Origin of the sequence: Pyrinomonas methylaliphatogenes (assembly GCF_000820845.2) — a bacterium.
Lineage (GTDB): Bacteria > Acidobacteriota > Blastocatellia > Pyrinomonadales > Pyrinomonadaceae > Pyrinomonas > Pyrinomonas methylaliphatogenes.
In genome coordinates this window covers 416,610-429,845 of sequence record NZ_CBXV010000008.1, presented here as the reverse complement: position 1 = coordinate 429,845, position 13,236 = coordinate 416,610, and the positions used below count along the sequence as shown (strand labels likewise).

At 59.6% G+C, this 13,236-nt stretch carries 14 protein-coding genes; 3 read left to right on the top strand and 11 right to left on the bottom strand.

Going from position 1 to position 13,236, the window contains the following annotated elements; genetic code table 11:
- Nucleotides 1-71 precede the first annotated feature (71 nt).
- Nucleotides 72-1,337: a prenyltransferase/squalene oxidase repeat-containing protein gene (locus PYK22_RS13080; RefSeq protein ID WP_157770875.1), complete on the bottom strand. Its 1,266-nt coding sequence runs from the start codon at nt 1,335-1,337 to the stop codon at nt 72-74.
- Nucleotides 1,338-1,408: 71 nt separating this feature from the next.
- Here PYK22_RS13080 and PYK22_RS13075 point away from each other — a divergent pair, with 71 nt between their 5' ends.
- Both PYK22_RS13075 and PYK22_RS13070 read left to right on the top strand, forming a co-directional pair.
- Nucleotides 1,409-1,648 carry a hypothetical protein gene (locus PYK22_RS13075; RefSeq protein WP_041977978.1) on the top strand — a complete coding sequence of 80 codons (240 nt, stop codon included), beginning with the start codon at nt 1,409-1,411 and terminating at the stop codon, nt 1,646-1,648.
- A gap of 39 nt (nt 1,649-1,687) precedes the next feature.
- Nucleotides 1,688-2,185, top strand: coding sequence for a hypothetical protein (locus PYK22_RS13070; RefSeq protein ID WP_041977976.1), 498 nt, complete (start codon nt 1,688-1,690; stop codon nt 2,183-2,185).
- Between the two features lie 164 nt (nt 2,186-2,349).
- On the opposite strand, the gene PYK22_RS13065 is transcribed toward PYK22_RS13070, so the two are convergent.
- From PYK22_RS13065 to PYK22_RS13030, 8 genes are all read right to left on the bottom strand, one after another.
- The gene (locus tag PYK22_RS13065; RefSeq protein ID WP_083437846.1) at nt 2,350-3,363 is read right to left on the bottom strand and encodes a glycosyltransferase family 2 protein; all 1,014 of its coding nucleotides are present in this window, start codon (nt 3,361-3,363) and stop codon (nt 2,350-2,352) included.
- A 248-nt stretch (nt 3,364-3,611) separates the two neighbouring features.
- Nucleotides 3,612-4,589, bottom strand: a complete 978-nt coding sequence (locus PYK22_RS13060) for a GDP-mannose 4,6-dehydratase (RefSeq protein ID WP_041977973.1) — start codon at nt 4,587-4,589, stop codon at nt 3,612-3,614.
- A 90-nt stretch (nt 4,590-4,679) separates the two neighbouring features.
- Nucleotides 4,680-5,132, bottom strand: coding sequence for a YbhB/YbcL family Raf kinase inhibitor-like protein (locus PYK22_RS13055; RefSeq protein WP_211197704.1), 453 nt, complete (start codon nt 5,130-5,132; stop codon nt 4,680-4,682).
- Nucleotides 5,133-5,301: 169 nt separating this feature from the next.
- Nucleotides 5,302-6,894: a Gfo/Idh/MocA family protein gene (locus PYK22_RS13050; RefSeq protein ID WP_041977969.1), complete on the bottom strand. Its 1,593-nt coding sequence runs from the start codon at nt 6,892-6,894 to the stop codon at nt 5,302-5,304.
- Complete coding sequence (locus PYK22_RS13045) at nt 6,891-8,147, bottom strand: glycosyltransferase (protein WP_041977966.1); 1,257 nt, start codon at nt 8,145-8,147, stop codon at nt 6,891-6,893. The genes PYK22_RS13050 and PYK22_RS13045 overlap by 4 nt, the downstream gene beginning before the upstream one ends.
- A gap of 206 nt (nt 8,148-8,353) precedes the next feature.
- Nucleotides 8,354-10,123, bottom strand: a complete 1,770-nt coding sequence (locus PYK22_RS13040) for a glycosyltransferase family 4 protein (RefSeq protein WP_041977964.1) — start codon at nt 10,121-10,123, stop codon at nt 8,354-8,356.
- A 270-nt stretch (nt 10,124-10,393) separates the two neighbouring features.
- On the bottom strand, nt 10,394-10,771 hold the full coding sequence (locus tag PYK22_RS13035) for a hypothetical protein (protein WP_157770874.1): 378 nt from the start codon (nt 10,769-10,771) through the stop codon (nt 10,394-10,396).
- A gap of 16 nt (nt 10,772-10,787) precedes the next feature.
- Entirely contained in the window at nt 10,788-11,036 is a 249-nt protein-coding gene (locus PYK22_RS13030) for a hypothetical protein (RefSeq protein ID WP_157770873.1), read from the bottom strand.
- Nucleotides 11,037-11,183: 147 nt separating this feature from the next.
- Between PYK22_RS13030 and PYK22_RS18400 the strand changes: the two genes are divergently transcribed.
- Nucleotides 11,184-11,474 carry a zinc ribbon domain-containing protein gene (locus PYK22_RS18400; protein WP_083437845.1) on the top strand — a complete coding sequence of 97 codons (291 nt, stop codon included), beginning with the start codon at nt 11,184-11,186 and terminating at the stop codon, nt 11,472-11,474.
- Between the two features lie 48 nt (nt 11,475-11,522).
- Here PYK22_RS18400 and PYK22_RS13020 read toward each other — a convergent pair whose 3' ends face one another.
- Both PYK22_RS13020 and PYK22_RS13015 read right to left on the bottom strand, forming a co-directional pair.
- Nucleotides 11,523-11,966, bottom strand: coding sequence for a hypothetical protein (locus PYK22_RS13020; protein ID WP_041977956.1), 444 nt, complete (start codon nt 11,964-11,966; stop codon nt 11,523-11,525).
- An 81-nt stretch (nt 11,967-12,047) separates the two neighbouring features.
- The gene (locus PYK22_RS13015) at nt 12,048-12,815 is read right to left on the bottom strand and encodes a carbohydrate-binding protein (protein WP_041977954.1); all 768 of its coding nucleotides are present in this window, start codon (nt 12,813-12,815) and stop codon (nt 12,048-12,050) included.
- Between the last annotated feature and the right edge of the window lie 421 nt (nt 12,816-13,236).

The following is a 13,236-nucleotide window of genomic DNA, read 5'->3' as shown; positions in this document are numbered from 1 at the left end:
GCCGGTTGATTCCCCGTTATCAGGGCCGACCCGACTGCATGTCCTTATGCCGTCAGCTCGTCGCGTTCGAATCAAGCCTCCTCGCCGGACCAGTCCTGCGTCGCGTGATCGTTCGACTCGATATGGCGGTTCGCAACGAGCGCATGGCTCGTCGTCGCGTCGAAACTATCAGCGTACTTTCGTTCGATCAATCGCGCAAGCGCGTAGAGCATCCACGCCTGCGTCCAGCGCATGTACGGGATGCGCACGGTGAAGAACCGGCGGCGCTGGTAGTAAAAGTAGCCTTCAGGATCGCGCAGATGCTCGATCGCCCAGCGCGCCACGCGCTCCGCTTGTCTTAAACCATCCTTTTCGCCGATCTCTATGAAAGCGATGATGGCCGCGCCGATCGAATGAGCGTCCACGGGATGGAGCGCATCGTGATAGTACTTCGGTCGGCCATCGGCGAGGAAGAAGCGCTCGCGCCAGAAAAGGTAGCCGCGTTCGAGGGCTTTTTCGAACGCGGCTTCGCGCACGCCGCTATGAATGATGCGCGCAAGCGACGTGAGGATGAACGCCGTGTGGAAGTTATCGCACCACGATTGAAAATCATCTGCGCCGTAAGCCCACGAACCGTCATCGCGCTGGCGGCGGACGACATAGCGCGCGGCGCGCGCGGCATATTCGAGCAGATGCGCTTCGCCCGTCACAGCGCCGACCGAAGCGAGCGCTTCCGCGGCCAACAGGCTCGCATTGTAGACGCGCGTTCGATCAATCGGCGAGTAGCTGAAACAGAGCTCGTTTGCCGATTCCTCGCTTCGGTTCAATTCTTCGCTGATGAAATCGCACGCGCTGCGCGCTACGGCCAAATAGCGCGCTTCATCGAGGTCGCGCGACGCTTCGACCAGCGCGCGCACGGCGAAGGCCGTCGGGACGATGGTCGGCGTCCCGCGCGGCGCAAAGAACGCGCGCCCTTGCCAATCGAACGGGTAGCCCCAACACGCGCCGCGCCTTTGCGGCAAGCGCAATCGGAGCAGTGTGTCAAGAAGCGCGCGCGCTTCCGTTTCATCCTCCAGCTTTCGGTAGGTGCGAAAGCGCGCGAGCGCGGCGAGCGCGAAAAGAGCGATCCCTTTGGCGTTCTTCTCCGCGGGCACGCGCGCGATGGACCGGAAGTTGATCGGCGAGCGTTTGAAAAGCTGCGTCCAGAAGAGGCGCGCCGCGCGCCAGCGTTTGAACGGAGTTGCTTGAAAGATGCGGCTGTTCAAACCGTCATACGGATCATGGCCGGCATAGTCGCGCGCTCGACACCAGTTCGCCAAGCTCTCACAGGCTCGCTCTAGTTCGTCGTTGGTTCTCACCGGATCATCGGCGACCGGCTCCCCCGCCTTCGCGCATGGGGAGGAGTCGCGGTGGTATAATCTCGCCGAAGATGATACCGCGGGAGCGCGAGGTGAACGAAGACGCTAACGATCGGAAAGACGCAGAACGGTTTGCCGATCCCGTCATCGAAACTTATAAACGCCAGATAGATCGCACGTTGATCCGCGAGAACCTGCGCCTTTCGGTGGAAGAGCGTTTTCTGAAACTGATGGAAATGCAGCGCTTCGCCGAAGAATTGCGGCGGGCTGGCCGTGAAGCGCAGAGGCGACAGAAGGAGCCCAAAAGTTGAGTTGGGAGGGTGATTCGGGGGCGAATTCCGGATGAAAGCATGACCAGTTACGATCATCTTCTTCGCGCCTTGAACGAAGCGGGAGTCGAATTCATCATCATCGGCGGCGCGGCGGCTGTCGCTCATGGCGCATCACGTTTGACAGAGGATCTTGACATCGTCTATCGCCGCACGGATGAAAACATCCATCGCCTAGTTCAAGCTCTCGCTCCGTATCAACCGTACCTGCGTGGCGCACCGCCAGGGCTGCCGTTCATCTGGGATGAGCGCACGGTTCGCCGCGGTCTGAATTTCGCTTTGATGACATCGCTCGGAGCCATTGATCTGTTCGGAGAGGTGACCGGCGGAGGAAGCTATGATGATCTGCTTGCGCACACAGTGCAGTTGCAGATCTTCGGCGGCGTTTGCCTTTTCGTGCGGCTCGAGAAGTTGATCGAGCTGAAGCGCGCCGCCGGACGCCCGAAGGATCTGGAGACGATCGCCGAATTGGAGATGATCCTCGAAGAGCGCGGTCGCGTCGGCGAACGAACGCTTTGAAGGGTTCGCACCGATAGCGAGCGATCGAAATCCTTTTACTGAACGCGCTTTTGGCGATTCACCGTTACTGGTGACGAGGTGCGATCCGGCTTCCTCTCATTTGGGCCGAAGCGAGAAGAGCGATTCGAACCCATCGCTTTTCGCCTCTCGATGCCGAGCGCCGCTCACCGCCTTTCGAATCCGATCCGTTCGCGCACGGCGTAGATCGGCTTCGCCTGCGATTCATGATAGGTGCGGACGAGCATTTCGGCGAGTAGACCCATCAGAAGGAACTGTACGCCGAGCGCGAACATGACGAGCGCGAAAAGAGGGAGCGGCGTGCGGATGAATGACGTTCCATCCACGATCTTCTTGATCACGGCCCACAACGCGGCGAGAAAAGAGATGGCGAAAGCAACCAGCCCGCACGTGCCAAAGACGTAGATCGGTTTCGTCTGATATGAAGCCATGAATTTGATCGTCACCAGGTCGAGAATGACCTTGAACGTGCGCGAAAGTCCATACTTTGACCTGCCCATCGTGCGCGGGTGGTGCCGGACGGGGATCTCGGTGACGCGCGCTCCGGCCCACGAAGCGTAGATCGGGATGAAGCGGTGCATCTCGCCGTAAAGGCGCACGTCGGCGAGCGCTTCGCGCCGGTAGGCTTTCAGCGAACAGCCGTAGTCGTGAAGTTTGACTCCGCTGATCCACGAGACGAGCTTGTTGGCGAGGATCGAGGGGAGGCGCCGCGTGAGAAACTTGTCTTTGCGATCTTTGCGCCAGCCCGAGACCACGTCGTAACCCTCTTCGAGCTTGTCGAGCAGGCGCTTGATGTCCGCCGGATCGTTCTGCATGTCGGCATCCATCGGGATGAGGATGCGTCCCCGGGAGGCATCGATGCCGGCGGCCATCGCTGCCGTCTGTCCGTAGTTCCGCTTGAGGACGATGACGCGCACGCGCGGATCCGTCTCGGCGATTTCGCGCAACACCTTCAGACTGCCATCGGTCGAGCCATCATCGACGTAGATGATTTCAGCCGTCCGGCCCAATTCGGCGAGCGCCGCATTCAATTTAGCGTGCAACGGGCGCAAATTAGGCTCTTCGTTGAAGACGGGCAGGAAGATCGAAAGATCAGGTTGTTGCGCCGCTCGGTCGCCGAGCGCTTCGATCTGCGTCTTTAATTCAGCGTAAGTTCTCATCGTCCGCCTGAAATCTTTTCGCTGTGAGAGTCTTCATCGTGCTACGGCAAGGATCATCCGCCGACTGGGCCGTCCCCGCGCCCTCCGTTCTCTGCCAGAGCGCGGTTCTTTACACGAGACTTCGAAGCTTGTCGCCGCTCCGCACGAAGTCTGGAAATGATACGCCCTTCGGTGCGCAAATGGCAAAACTCACGATATTCGACTGGCCGCGCGCACTGATCTTGCGCCGGAAGACAACGGCGCACATCTCAACTCGATAAGCGATTCGCCGCACGAAACCATGCGACGAAGCGCCGAATGCCCTCTTCGATCGGAGTCTGCGGATCATATCCGAGCAAACGGCGTGCCTTCGCGATGTCGGCGTAAGTTTGCGGCACGTCGCCCGGCTGCGGCGGTTGCCAGTCGATGATGGCGCGTTTGTTCAATTCGCGTTCGAGCAGTGCGATCAGTTCGCGCAGTTCCACGGTGCGCGCTTCGCCGAGATTGATGATCTCATACGCGCTCGCATCGTAATCCATCGCCGCGCGCACGCCCTGCAAGATGTCATCTATGTAGGTGTAATCTCGTCGCGTCGTGCCGTCGCCGAAGACGGGAATCGGTCTCCCTTCCGCTATCAAACGCGCGAATTTGTGGATCGCTAAATCGGGGCGCTGCCGCGCGCCGTAGACGGTGAAAAAGCGCAAACAGATACACCTGATGCCGTAAAGGTGCGAGTAGGTGTGGCAGAGGAGTTCGCCAGCCGCTTTGGTCGCCGCATAAGGCGAGATCGGTTGGCGGATCGGATCCTCTTCGCTGAAGGGAACCTTGGCGTTGATGCCGTAGACCGATGAAGAAGAGCCGAAGACGAACTGCCGAACGCCACTTTCGCGCGCGAGCTCGAGCAAATTAAGCGTGCCGGTGACGTTGGTCTCCGTGTAGAGAAACGGCTCGCGCAAAGAGGGGCGGACGCCAGCGCGCGCCGCCAGATGCACGATCACGTCGAAGCGCTCTCGGAAGAAGAGATCCCGAAGCGCTTCCCGGTCGCGTATGTCGCACTCGATCAGCTCAAAGTCATCGCGCTCGATGTGTGCCGCGATGTTGGCGCGCTTGATCTGCGGATCGTAGAAATCGTTGAAATCATCGACGACCGTCACGCGCCAGCCGCCTTCCTTCAACAGCAGATCGACAAGATGAGAGCCGATGAATCCGGCGCCGCCGGTGATGAGCGCGCGTCTAGAAGAGAGCAAAACTCAGAACCCTCCTTTCCCGAGCCACAACTTTTCGCTCGACACAGAGCGTTGATGATTTCGCCAAGCTCCAGAGCCTCTTTCCGCCAGTCATCTCCCGTACCGGCCCATCAATTGCGCCTCGGCGAGAACGTGACCGCGCATCGCATCGAGCAGTTCCTGTTTCGTCTTACCGGCGGGCAGCCCGAGTTTGCGGTCGAGCGCGTAGAGCTTGAAGAAGTAGCGGTGCGTTCCGCCGGGCGGACACGGTCCGCCGTAGCCGATCTTGCCGAAGTCGTTGCGCCCCTGTTTTGCGCCGTTGGGAAGGGATTCAATAGGCGGAACGGCTTCGGGAAGCTCGTGCGCGTCGGGCGAAAGATCATAGAGGACCCAGTGGACCCACGTGCCGCGCGGCGCATCCGGGTCATCGGCGATCAACGCGAGACTCCGCGTTTCGTTCGGCAGATCCGACCACGTGAGTGGTGGCGAGACGTCTTCGCCATCGCACGTGTGCTTTTGCGGGATCAACCCGCCATCCTGAAAGGCGGCGCTCGTCAGTTTCATCGCCATGCCTCCTTTCTGCGTGGAAGATCGTTGATTGGCGTTCCTCGGCGATTGGGCGGCCTGGCAGGCGCACAAAGCTATGGACAAAAGAAGCAGTCGCTTGCCGATCACTTTACTCTCCATGGAAGATGCTGAGCTATGCTATTCTCGCGCCAACGGCAGTTGACCTTCAAGTTTGAAAAGGTGGCGCTTCACAATCCACCTTCGAACTTCGCTCGCCTGCGCGGGCCATCTCCGTCGCGCGGATGGTGAGCGTCGTCGTCCAGAAAAGATCGCGCGGGGAGTAAAGGGGGCGCTCGCCCTTCTGCGCCCGACGGAAGGTTTCGAGATACATCGCGCGATGCCCCTTGTCGCGCAGGCCGCGCCGGCGCGCAAGAGGTTTCCCCTTCCAACTCGCCCTCAGCGCGCGGTAATCTTCGATCTCGATGGTCAATTGATCGCGTCTCAACTCGATGCGCTCCTGCACGCCGAGCGTCGCATCGCCGCGCGAGGTCGCCGTGATCGCCGCGACCGATCCGTCGTCAAAGGCGATTGTAAGCGTGCGTTCCTCATCCGGATGAGCGGTGACTTGTGGCGAAAGCGCGATCTCCGTGGGGCGCGCTCGGTCGCCCAGGAAATGGACCGCAAGGTCTATCCAATGGCACAAGTTGCCCGCGATGCGCGTCCCCTCTTTGGGCCAGCGATACCAGTGCGCGTCGGGTATCTCGACCTCTTTGACGCGGCAGATGAGCGTCACCGGACCGGCAACTTTATCGAGCAACTTGCGCGCTTGGCGCGTCAGCGGAGCGAAGCGGCGATTGAACCCGACTTCGATGAAAGCGCGCCCGTCGCGCATCGCATCGAGCAGCATCTGTAGATCCTCGCGCGTGATGGCGGGCGGTTTTTCGACCAGAACTTTTTTGCCGTGCCGTGCCGCTTCGGAAGCGATCAGCGCGTGCGTGTCGTGATACGAGGCGACGACGACGAATTCGATCGCCGCGCTCCTGATCGCCTCGCGCCAATCGGTCAACGCGCGAGAGAAACCATACTCTTCTTTCACGTGTGCGGCGAAAAGCGGCTCTAGATCGACGATCGCATCAAGACGCGCGCCAGCGCGACGGAGCGCCGGGATGATTTGCGTCCGCGCGTAATCTCCGGCTGAGATGATAGCGACGCCGCCTCTCGTGCGTTCTTCGTCTTCGAGCGCTTGCGCCGGAGATCTCACGGGCGCGACCGGCTTGGCCCTTCCGGTCGGCGCGTCCGTATCCTGTTCGGCTAAAGCTTCGGCGACCGCTTGAATCAATCTGATGGCTTCCGGCGGGGGAGGCTGGTCCGAGTAGAAGTTGTAACCGGCGACGCTTTGCCACCTCATCGGATCGACCTTCTGCACCGCCCGCGCAAGTTCTTCTTCGCTGGGCCAGCGATCAATACGGACCGTGAGATCTCGATGAAAGAGCATGTGCTCGGCGCAGCGCGGATGGCGCGTCCCGAGACAAATCACGGGCGCCTCTTCGCCGCGGAGCGTGCCAACAGCGACGACGACGTGGAAATCGCTCGTCAAAAGTTCCTGTTCCCTTTTAGAACGCACCTTGCGCCACGTCGCCACCGGCCCTTCGGCGCGGACGAAGCTTAAGACTTTACGCCAATCGCGCGCGATCGCGCGTTGATCGTGCGGGGCGACGCGCGCGACCGGGAACGAAAGGCGCACTTCGACGAGCGCGCACGAGCGATAGGGCGCATAGCAGGGAACTTCGCGCCACCGATCTCGAAACAGGTATCTCATCGCGCTCTGTCTCGCACCGTCGAATCGCTCTCAAGCGTCGCGTTCGGTCGAAGCGCGACCCTCCGGCTGGCTTCTCGCTTGCCGGCGAGAGCATCTTCGATCAACGCGCTCACCCATTCGGCGCGGGCATCCCACGTGCCGCTGGCGACGGCGCGTTGTCGCGCGAGTTTGGCTTCGGGATCGCGTTCGGCGAGCGCTTCATCGACCAATTCGATGAAGTGTTCACGGCTGCGGGCGATGCGCAACACGTCGGCCATCGGTTCGTATTCGGGAAGCGGCGAGATGACGACCGGCAATCCGGTCGCCAAATACTCGCGCACTTTGATCGCCGAACCATAGCTGGTCCAAACGTTCTCGATGTCCCACGGAAGCACACAGACATCGAAGCCGGCGGCGTAGCGCGGCAGCGCCTCGTATGGCACAGGCGGGATGAAATGCACGTTCGGCAACGCTTCAATCTCCACGCCGCGCGCGCGATTGCCGATGAAGACCCATTGCCAATGAGGGCGCAGCCGGGCCGCCAGACGGATCAACTCTTGGTCGATCAACCATGGATCGATCGCGCCGAAATAGCCGAGTCGCGGGCGTTGAATGCGCTCGATCTCGGGCGCGATCTCCAGGCGCCCGCTCGTCACTTGCGCGAAATGGTCGAAATCGACCGCTTGCTCCAGCAGATACGATTTCTCGCGCCCGCGCTCGGCTTCATCGAAGAGCTTGCGGCCCGAATAAAAGACGATATCCGCGCGATCGATCGCCAGCTCATGCAGACGGCGGATCTTGGCCGGATCGGTCGCGTGATCCATCGTGTTCGCCTCGTACTTGTCCGACACCTGATAGATGACGAGCGACTCATCGAAACACCCGATCATCTCCGCTGCGGTCGGGATCGCAATCCACAGGATGGGTGTGCGAAGTCTGCGGCGGCGCGCGATGAAGCCGACTTGGGTTCGAAGCAAGAAACGATTGATGCTTCGCGCGAGCGCGTTGCCGAAAAAGGGGACCGTCAGCGGCGAAACGACGGCGATGCCCTCTTCCGTTTCGCGCATGAAGCGCAAGTAGGAGCGCAATTTCCGTTTGATGCGCGGCAGCAGATCTTTGTGCGTTATGGCGGGCAAGCCCATCGAGATCGAGTTGACGAACAGGACGCGGTTGCCGGCGCGCGCAAAACGCCGCATCAGATGGTTCTTCGAGTGCGGGTGATGATAGAACCAATCTTCGCCACCGAAGCAGATGATCGAGCGATCTCGGATCATGACGATTTCAACGAAACTCCGGTTTCGGATACACGGCTGTCGAACGACGCCTCTCAGCGATCCGTGCTTCTTTTGAGCGAAGCATGATACCTCACGCCATGCCGCGTCGCCAGACGCGATCCTTCTGAGAGCGAGTTGCCGCGCTCGCCGCCATCAAGAGAAGCGCGCGCTGGTGAATCGAGAGGAGATCGCGGAAGCCGCGAAACTTAAGTTGCGGCGCCGTTCGGTTCGGACCAGTCGCCGAGCGCATTCATGACACAAGAGCGTTCTTCGCCGCCGCTTTCTGCGCTTGACCGCATGAGGTCGAAGTAGGCGCGCAGGATGCGCCGCGCGTTCTCTTCCCAGGTGTGCCTTTCGATGGCTACTCGACGCGCCGCCGCGCCCAACCTCGCGCGAAGTTCCGGCGCGCGCGCAAGCTCCAAAATGGCTTCGCGCAGAGCGCGCACGTCGCCCGGCGGGACGAGCAGCGCCGTTTCGCCGTCGGTCAGGGCTTCAGCGATCTGGCCCAGTCGGCTGGCGATGATCGCCTTCCCCATCGCCATATACTCGAAGAGCTTCGTCGGCGAACCGAAGAATTCGCTCCCATCGGCGAGCGGCACGTGCGGCGAAACGAGTATTTCGCAAGCGTCGAGCAGCCGTGGGACGTGTTCATGCGGGACCGGACCGACGAACATCACGCGGTCGGATGCGCCGGCTTCGCGCACCCTGCGCTCGACCTCGCCGCGCAAGCGGCCCGTTCCGATCAGGAGAAAGCGTATGCGCGCTTCTCGCGGAACGGAAGCGATCGCTTCGGCCAGCGTCGTCACGCCATGCCACGGCCCGAAAGTGCCGGTGAACCCGACCAGAATCTCATCCGGATCGATGCCGAGTTCGGCGCGCGCGCGGTCGCCGCCCACGCCGGGCCGGAACGTTTGCACATCGACGCCGTTCGGATTGACGATGATCTTCTCTTCTGGGAGTCCGGCGCGGACCAGGTTGCGCTTCTCGACTTCGGAGACGACGAAGATGCGCGCCGCCGCCGCGAGATTGAGTCGCTCGCAGCGAGCGAGAAGGTCGCGCAGTCCGGTCCGGTCCCAGTGCCGCCCGATCCACACTTCCGATCCGTTGTACTCGAGAAAGAGCGGGCGGCCCGTGCGCAAGCTCACTTCGACGCCGGTCCAGTTGAAGCGACTGTAGCGCTGGTAGATGAGATCGAAAGTCGCCCCTTTCAGACGGTCGGGCGCGCGGCGGGTGAAGAGCAGCGCGTTGCGCAGATCGAAGAGCGCGCGCGTCAACCCATATGGTTCAGGCTCGATCACTTCGAGCGCCAGGCGCGTAGGGTCGAGTCCTGGAATCGGATCATTGCTCAAGACGAAAAGCCTCGCGCCGCAGCCGATCAAAGCGTTAATGACGCCGACGGTGTGGGTGGCTGCGCCGCCAACTTGCGTCGCCGCGCCCGGCATGGTGCGCAAGTAGAGCACGCGCGGCGCGCTCATCGCTCCATCGGTTTCGCCGGGACAAGCTCCTTTTCGGTCAATCGATCGGGGAAGTTCGACGCTCGCCTCAGCGGTTTCGAAAAGGCAGCATCTGGCCGCTTCGCGTTCGAGACGCTGCAACTGTCGGCGCGCTCCGATTATCGCCGTCGCGCTCAAAACCGCTTCGCGCGCAAGACGCGCGGGCGCGCGAAGCAAGGTCTCTGCGCGCGCCTCTTCACAGATCCCGCCGTGCGCGTCCACGATGATCGACTTCCGCGCACCTGCGAGCGCGCCAAATAGCAAGAGCAGATCGCGCCCCTGTTGCCACGTGAGCCTTTCGGTCGCGATGACGAAAAGGTCCGGGGCCTTTCGTCGCACTGAGCGCAAGCGCGCGCCCACCCAGAGCCGTTCCAGCTCATCGCGCGCGAGCGTCTCAATCTCGCGCGCTTCCGGATGAGATTCTCGCAACGTGAGCAGCGCCTTGTGCGGATCACCGCTTAGTGGAAGCAGCAGAGTTTTCATCGCTCGCCTTCAGTTCGACGCAGACGATTCAAAACGGCGCTCCGCGTTTTTCAAGCCAGATCGCTCTCTAAAGGCACTCTAGAATCTATCACACGAGATATCAAGTGAGGTTGGCGTTCGCCGCCAAAATGGCGCAAACCTTTCTCCGATAGTGCGCCGATCTGGATCGAAATCAGAGGGATGTGGCGCAGATGACCGAGTAGCTTGAATGAAGCTTCAAGCGGAGAACCCAGAGGATTTTCACGCTGATGAGACGTTCGAACCGCGCTTTCACTTCAGAGCTTGAATCAAGGCGAAGACCTCGGAGGAAATCCTCTCGGACCACAAATCTCGTTCGGCGCGTTTGACTATGGCTTCAAGATCGCCGCGCCTCAGATCGCTCTCATACAATTGGCGCACAGTGGGCGTAATCAATCCAAGCTCCTCAAGTAGCGGCAATTCGGCGAGCAAATGCTTGGCGCGTTCGGTTGGTGTTCGCCCCTTCCCTCTCTCGTCCGGACCGATCGTGTAGCCGTGCGGCCACTCCTCATATCCCGGCAATAGGGCCTCCGCCCGCGGCAAGATCAACTTCACGGGCGCGGGAGCGTGCGGCCACTCCTCATATCCCGGCAATAGGGCCTCCAGTTCAGGCGGTGAGTCTTCATCCACGCCTTCCAAAACAGTCTCACCGCTGGCGCGACACTCGACCAACCCCGGCGGCTGATGTAAGATTAACTTTAACGACCTGCCCCAGACTGATCTCGACATCATCCGAGACATCGGCAAAATCGATCCAATGCCCTTCTTTGAAGGCGAGGATCGAATTGGACACGAAGAACGGCATCAGATCGCCATCCTTCTCCGGTTGCACGTCTTCGCGACTATCCGCATAAAATATAACAAACAGTATCTTTTGTTGTAACATGTCCGACATGAAACTCTCCGTTTGGGCGAGAAAGAACGGCGTCAGTTACAGGACGGCTTGGCGCTTGTGCAAAGAGGGCTACATAAAGGGCCATCAAATGCCGACCGGAACGATCATCGTCATTGAAGATGAAAAAGAGAGGAGTCTCAGGCGGTCATCACTTGCTCGTCGTGTAGTTATGTTGATGAAGAGAACAGAAGGGTGAGAGATCAGTTTGAGTGCCGAGTTTGTCGAAAGAATCTCCATGCTGACGTGAACGCCGCCAGAAACCTCAAGGAACGTTTTCTTGCGGGATGGGCAGTTTCGCGCGGCGGTAAGGAGCAAGCCCTCAGGCGACAGGTTAACGTATCAATCGCGAACCTATCGTCTGCGCGGTATCGGAGCCTGTGGAGTAAGGGGGCGCAGCTTACTCGCCCGAAACCACTATTTTCGGGTGGTTTTGGGTGATAGCTTCGAACCTGAGGTATGGGCAAATCCCGCCTAAGGGATATTTGTCTATGCTAAAGGATACTCTGAAGCGAAGTTTTGCACGATGAAACGTTTCAGGTGCGTGCGGCTTGTGGGAAGATTCATCACTTCATACGTGTACAGGTATTGGCCATCGGGCATCTTTGCGACCGAGGCCGAAACGATCACATCGAGCGCGCCCGCTCCTTGGAAGATAACGGTCTTCTCTCGTCCGTCGAATCCGATCCACTTGAGCGCCCATCTGTCAGATCCATCACCAAGTGGTTCAATTCGCGGTTTGTGATCGTAGGTGATCTCCTCGCCGGTCCGCGGATCATAGCCGATGACGCGCCGTTCGTACTTGATGAGAGTCCTATACTCTCGCGCTTCTTTCACCAACGGTCGTCTTTGCGCCTTTTGTGCGGCTTGATTCACCGCGAACGAACATGCTGCGTTGAGCGGCAAGAAGATCGCCAGTAGCAACCGTCTCATCTCAGAAGCTCCCAAAATCTCGCCCGAGAACTTGAGAAAAGGGTCGCACGGAAAATCCTCGCCCCCTGCCTCAGCAGCGCATTACCTACATCTTCTCCTCATCGACACTGGCCTGATCAAATCAGCTCCGAGCCGAGAATTGAAAGCGAACCACCTGTCGAAGCTGTCGAGAAGAGAAAGAATCGGCCCAGGCCCGCCAAAAGAGCATTCCTCTCGATTGGGGATACCATCACAGTCTCTGTCTACCCACGAGGAACAATCGCGCGGAGCGCCGGGATAGTTTAACGGATCCCAATCATCGCAATCGACGTCCGAACAATATCCATCCCCATCGTTATCCGTACACGGCGGCGGCAGTGTCAGCAGATAGTAGTCAAAGTGGCCGCTCTTTTCTGAGTTGCCTTCGATCGCCAGGCGCATCACGTGGCGCCCAGCCTCCAAATAGCCCAAATCCGCCTCGACCATCTGGTAACTGTCCCACGAACCGGTGTTCGGGATGATGACCGATCCGGTCCGATTCACCCCATCTATCTTCACATGAAAACTCTCGCCATCGACCGCCGAGGCCACTCGCGCCGCAAACCGATACTCCCCCGCCACCGTCACGCTGATCGTATAGTTTATCCACTCACCGCCGACCATGGCGACCTTCTCCTCCTTGTCGGGGGCGTTGAGATCTACTGGTAGGACTTCCGGATAGTTGTAGACAATATCCGGATCGTCAGGCTTTGGCTCATAGTATGGTGGAACGTAAAAGCCATCGCAATCGCCATCATCATCATACTCCTCCGCTTCGACCTTTCCCGGAACTGCTGCGGGGACACCGTTATACGGTGTCGGTGTACACATCCATACCTCTTGTGAACTCGCCGAAGCTTGATCTTGGGCTCCATTCCCAGCAGGGTTTTGCAGAGAGCCACACTTCACCGTTTTTGTAAGACCGGTATTTTTATCAGTAACGGTACAAAGATCGTACCCTTCGCCCGAATATGCAAATTCAAAACGCAAATGCCAGTGGTTAGCTGCAAACTCTCTCAGCGTCCGCGTCGATCCGTGACAGCAGAAGATCTCCTCTAACACCTCCCGCCGCCGTCGCTGCCGACCCTCTACCGTGATCACATCGTCAGGCACATTCCTGTGATCACATCGTCAGGCACATTCCTGTTGTTCACGTCACAATTGATCCCTACCTTGTGCTCTTTGTGAGGACCTGACACGAGCCAACTCGATGGTTGTGTTCTGAAGTCCCTTGTGACGTCAAACTTCCCGC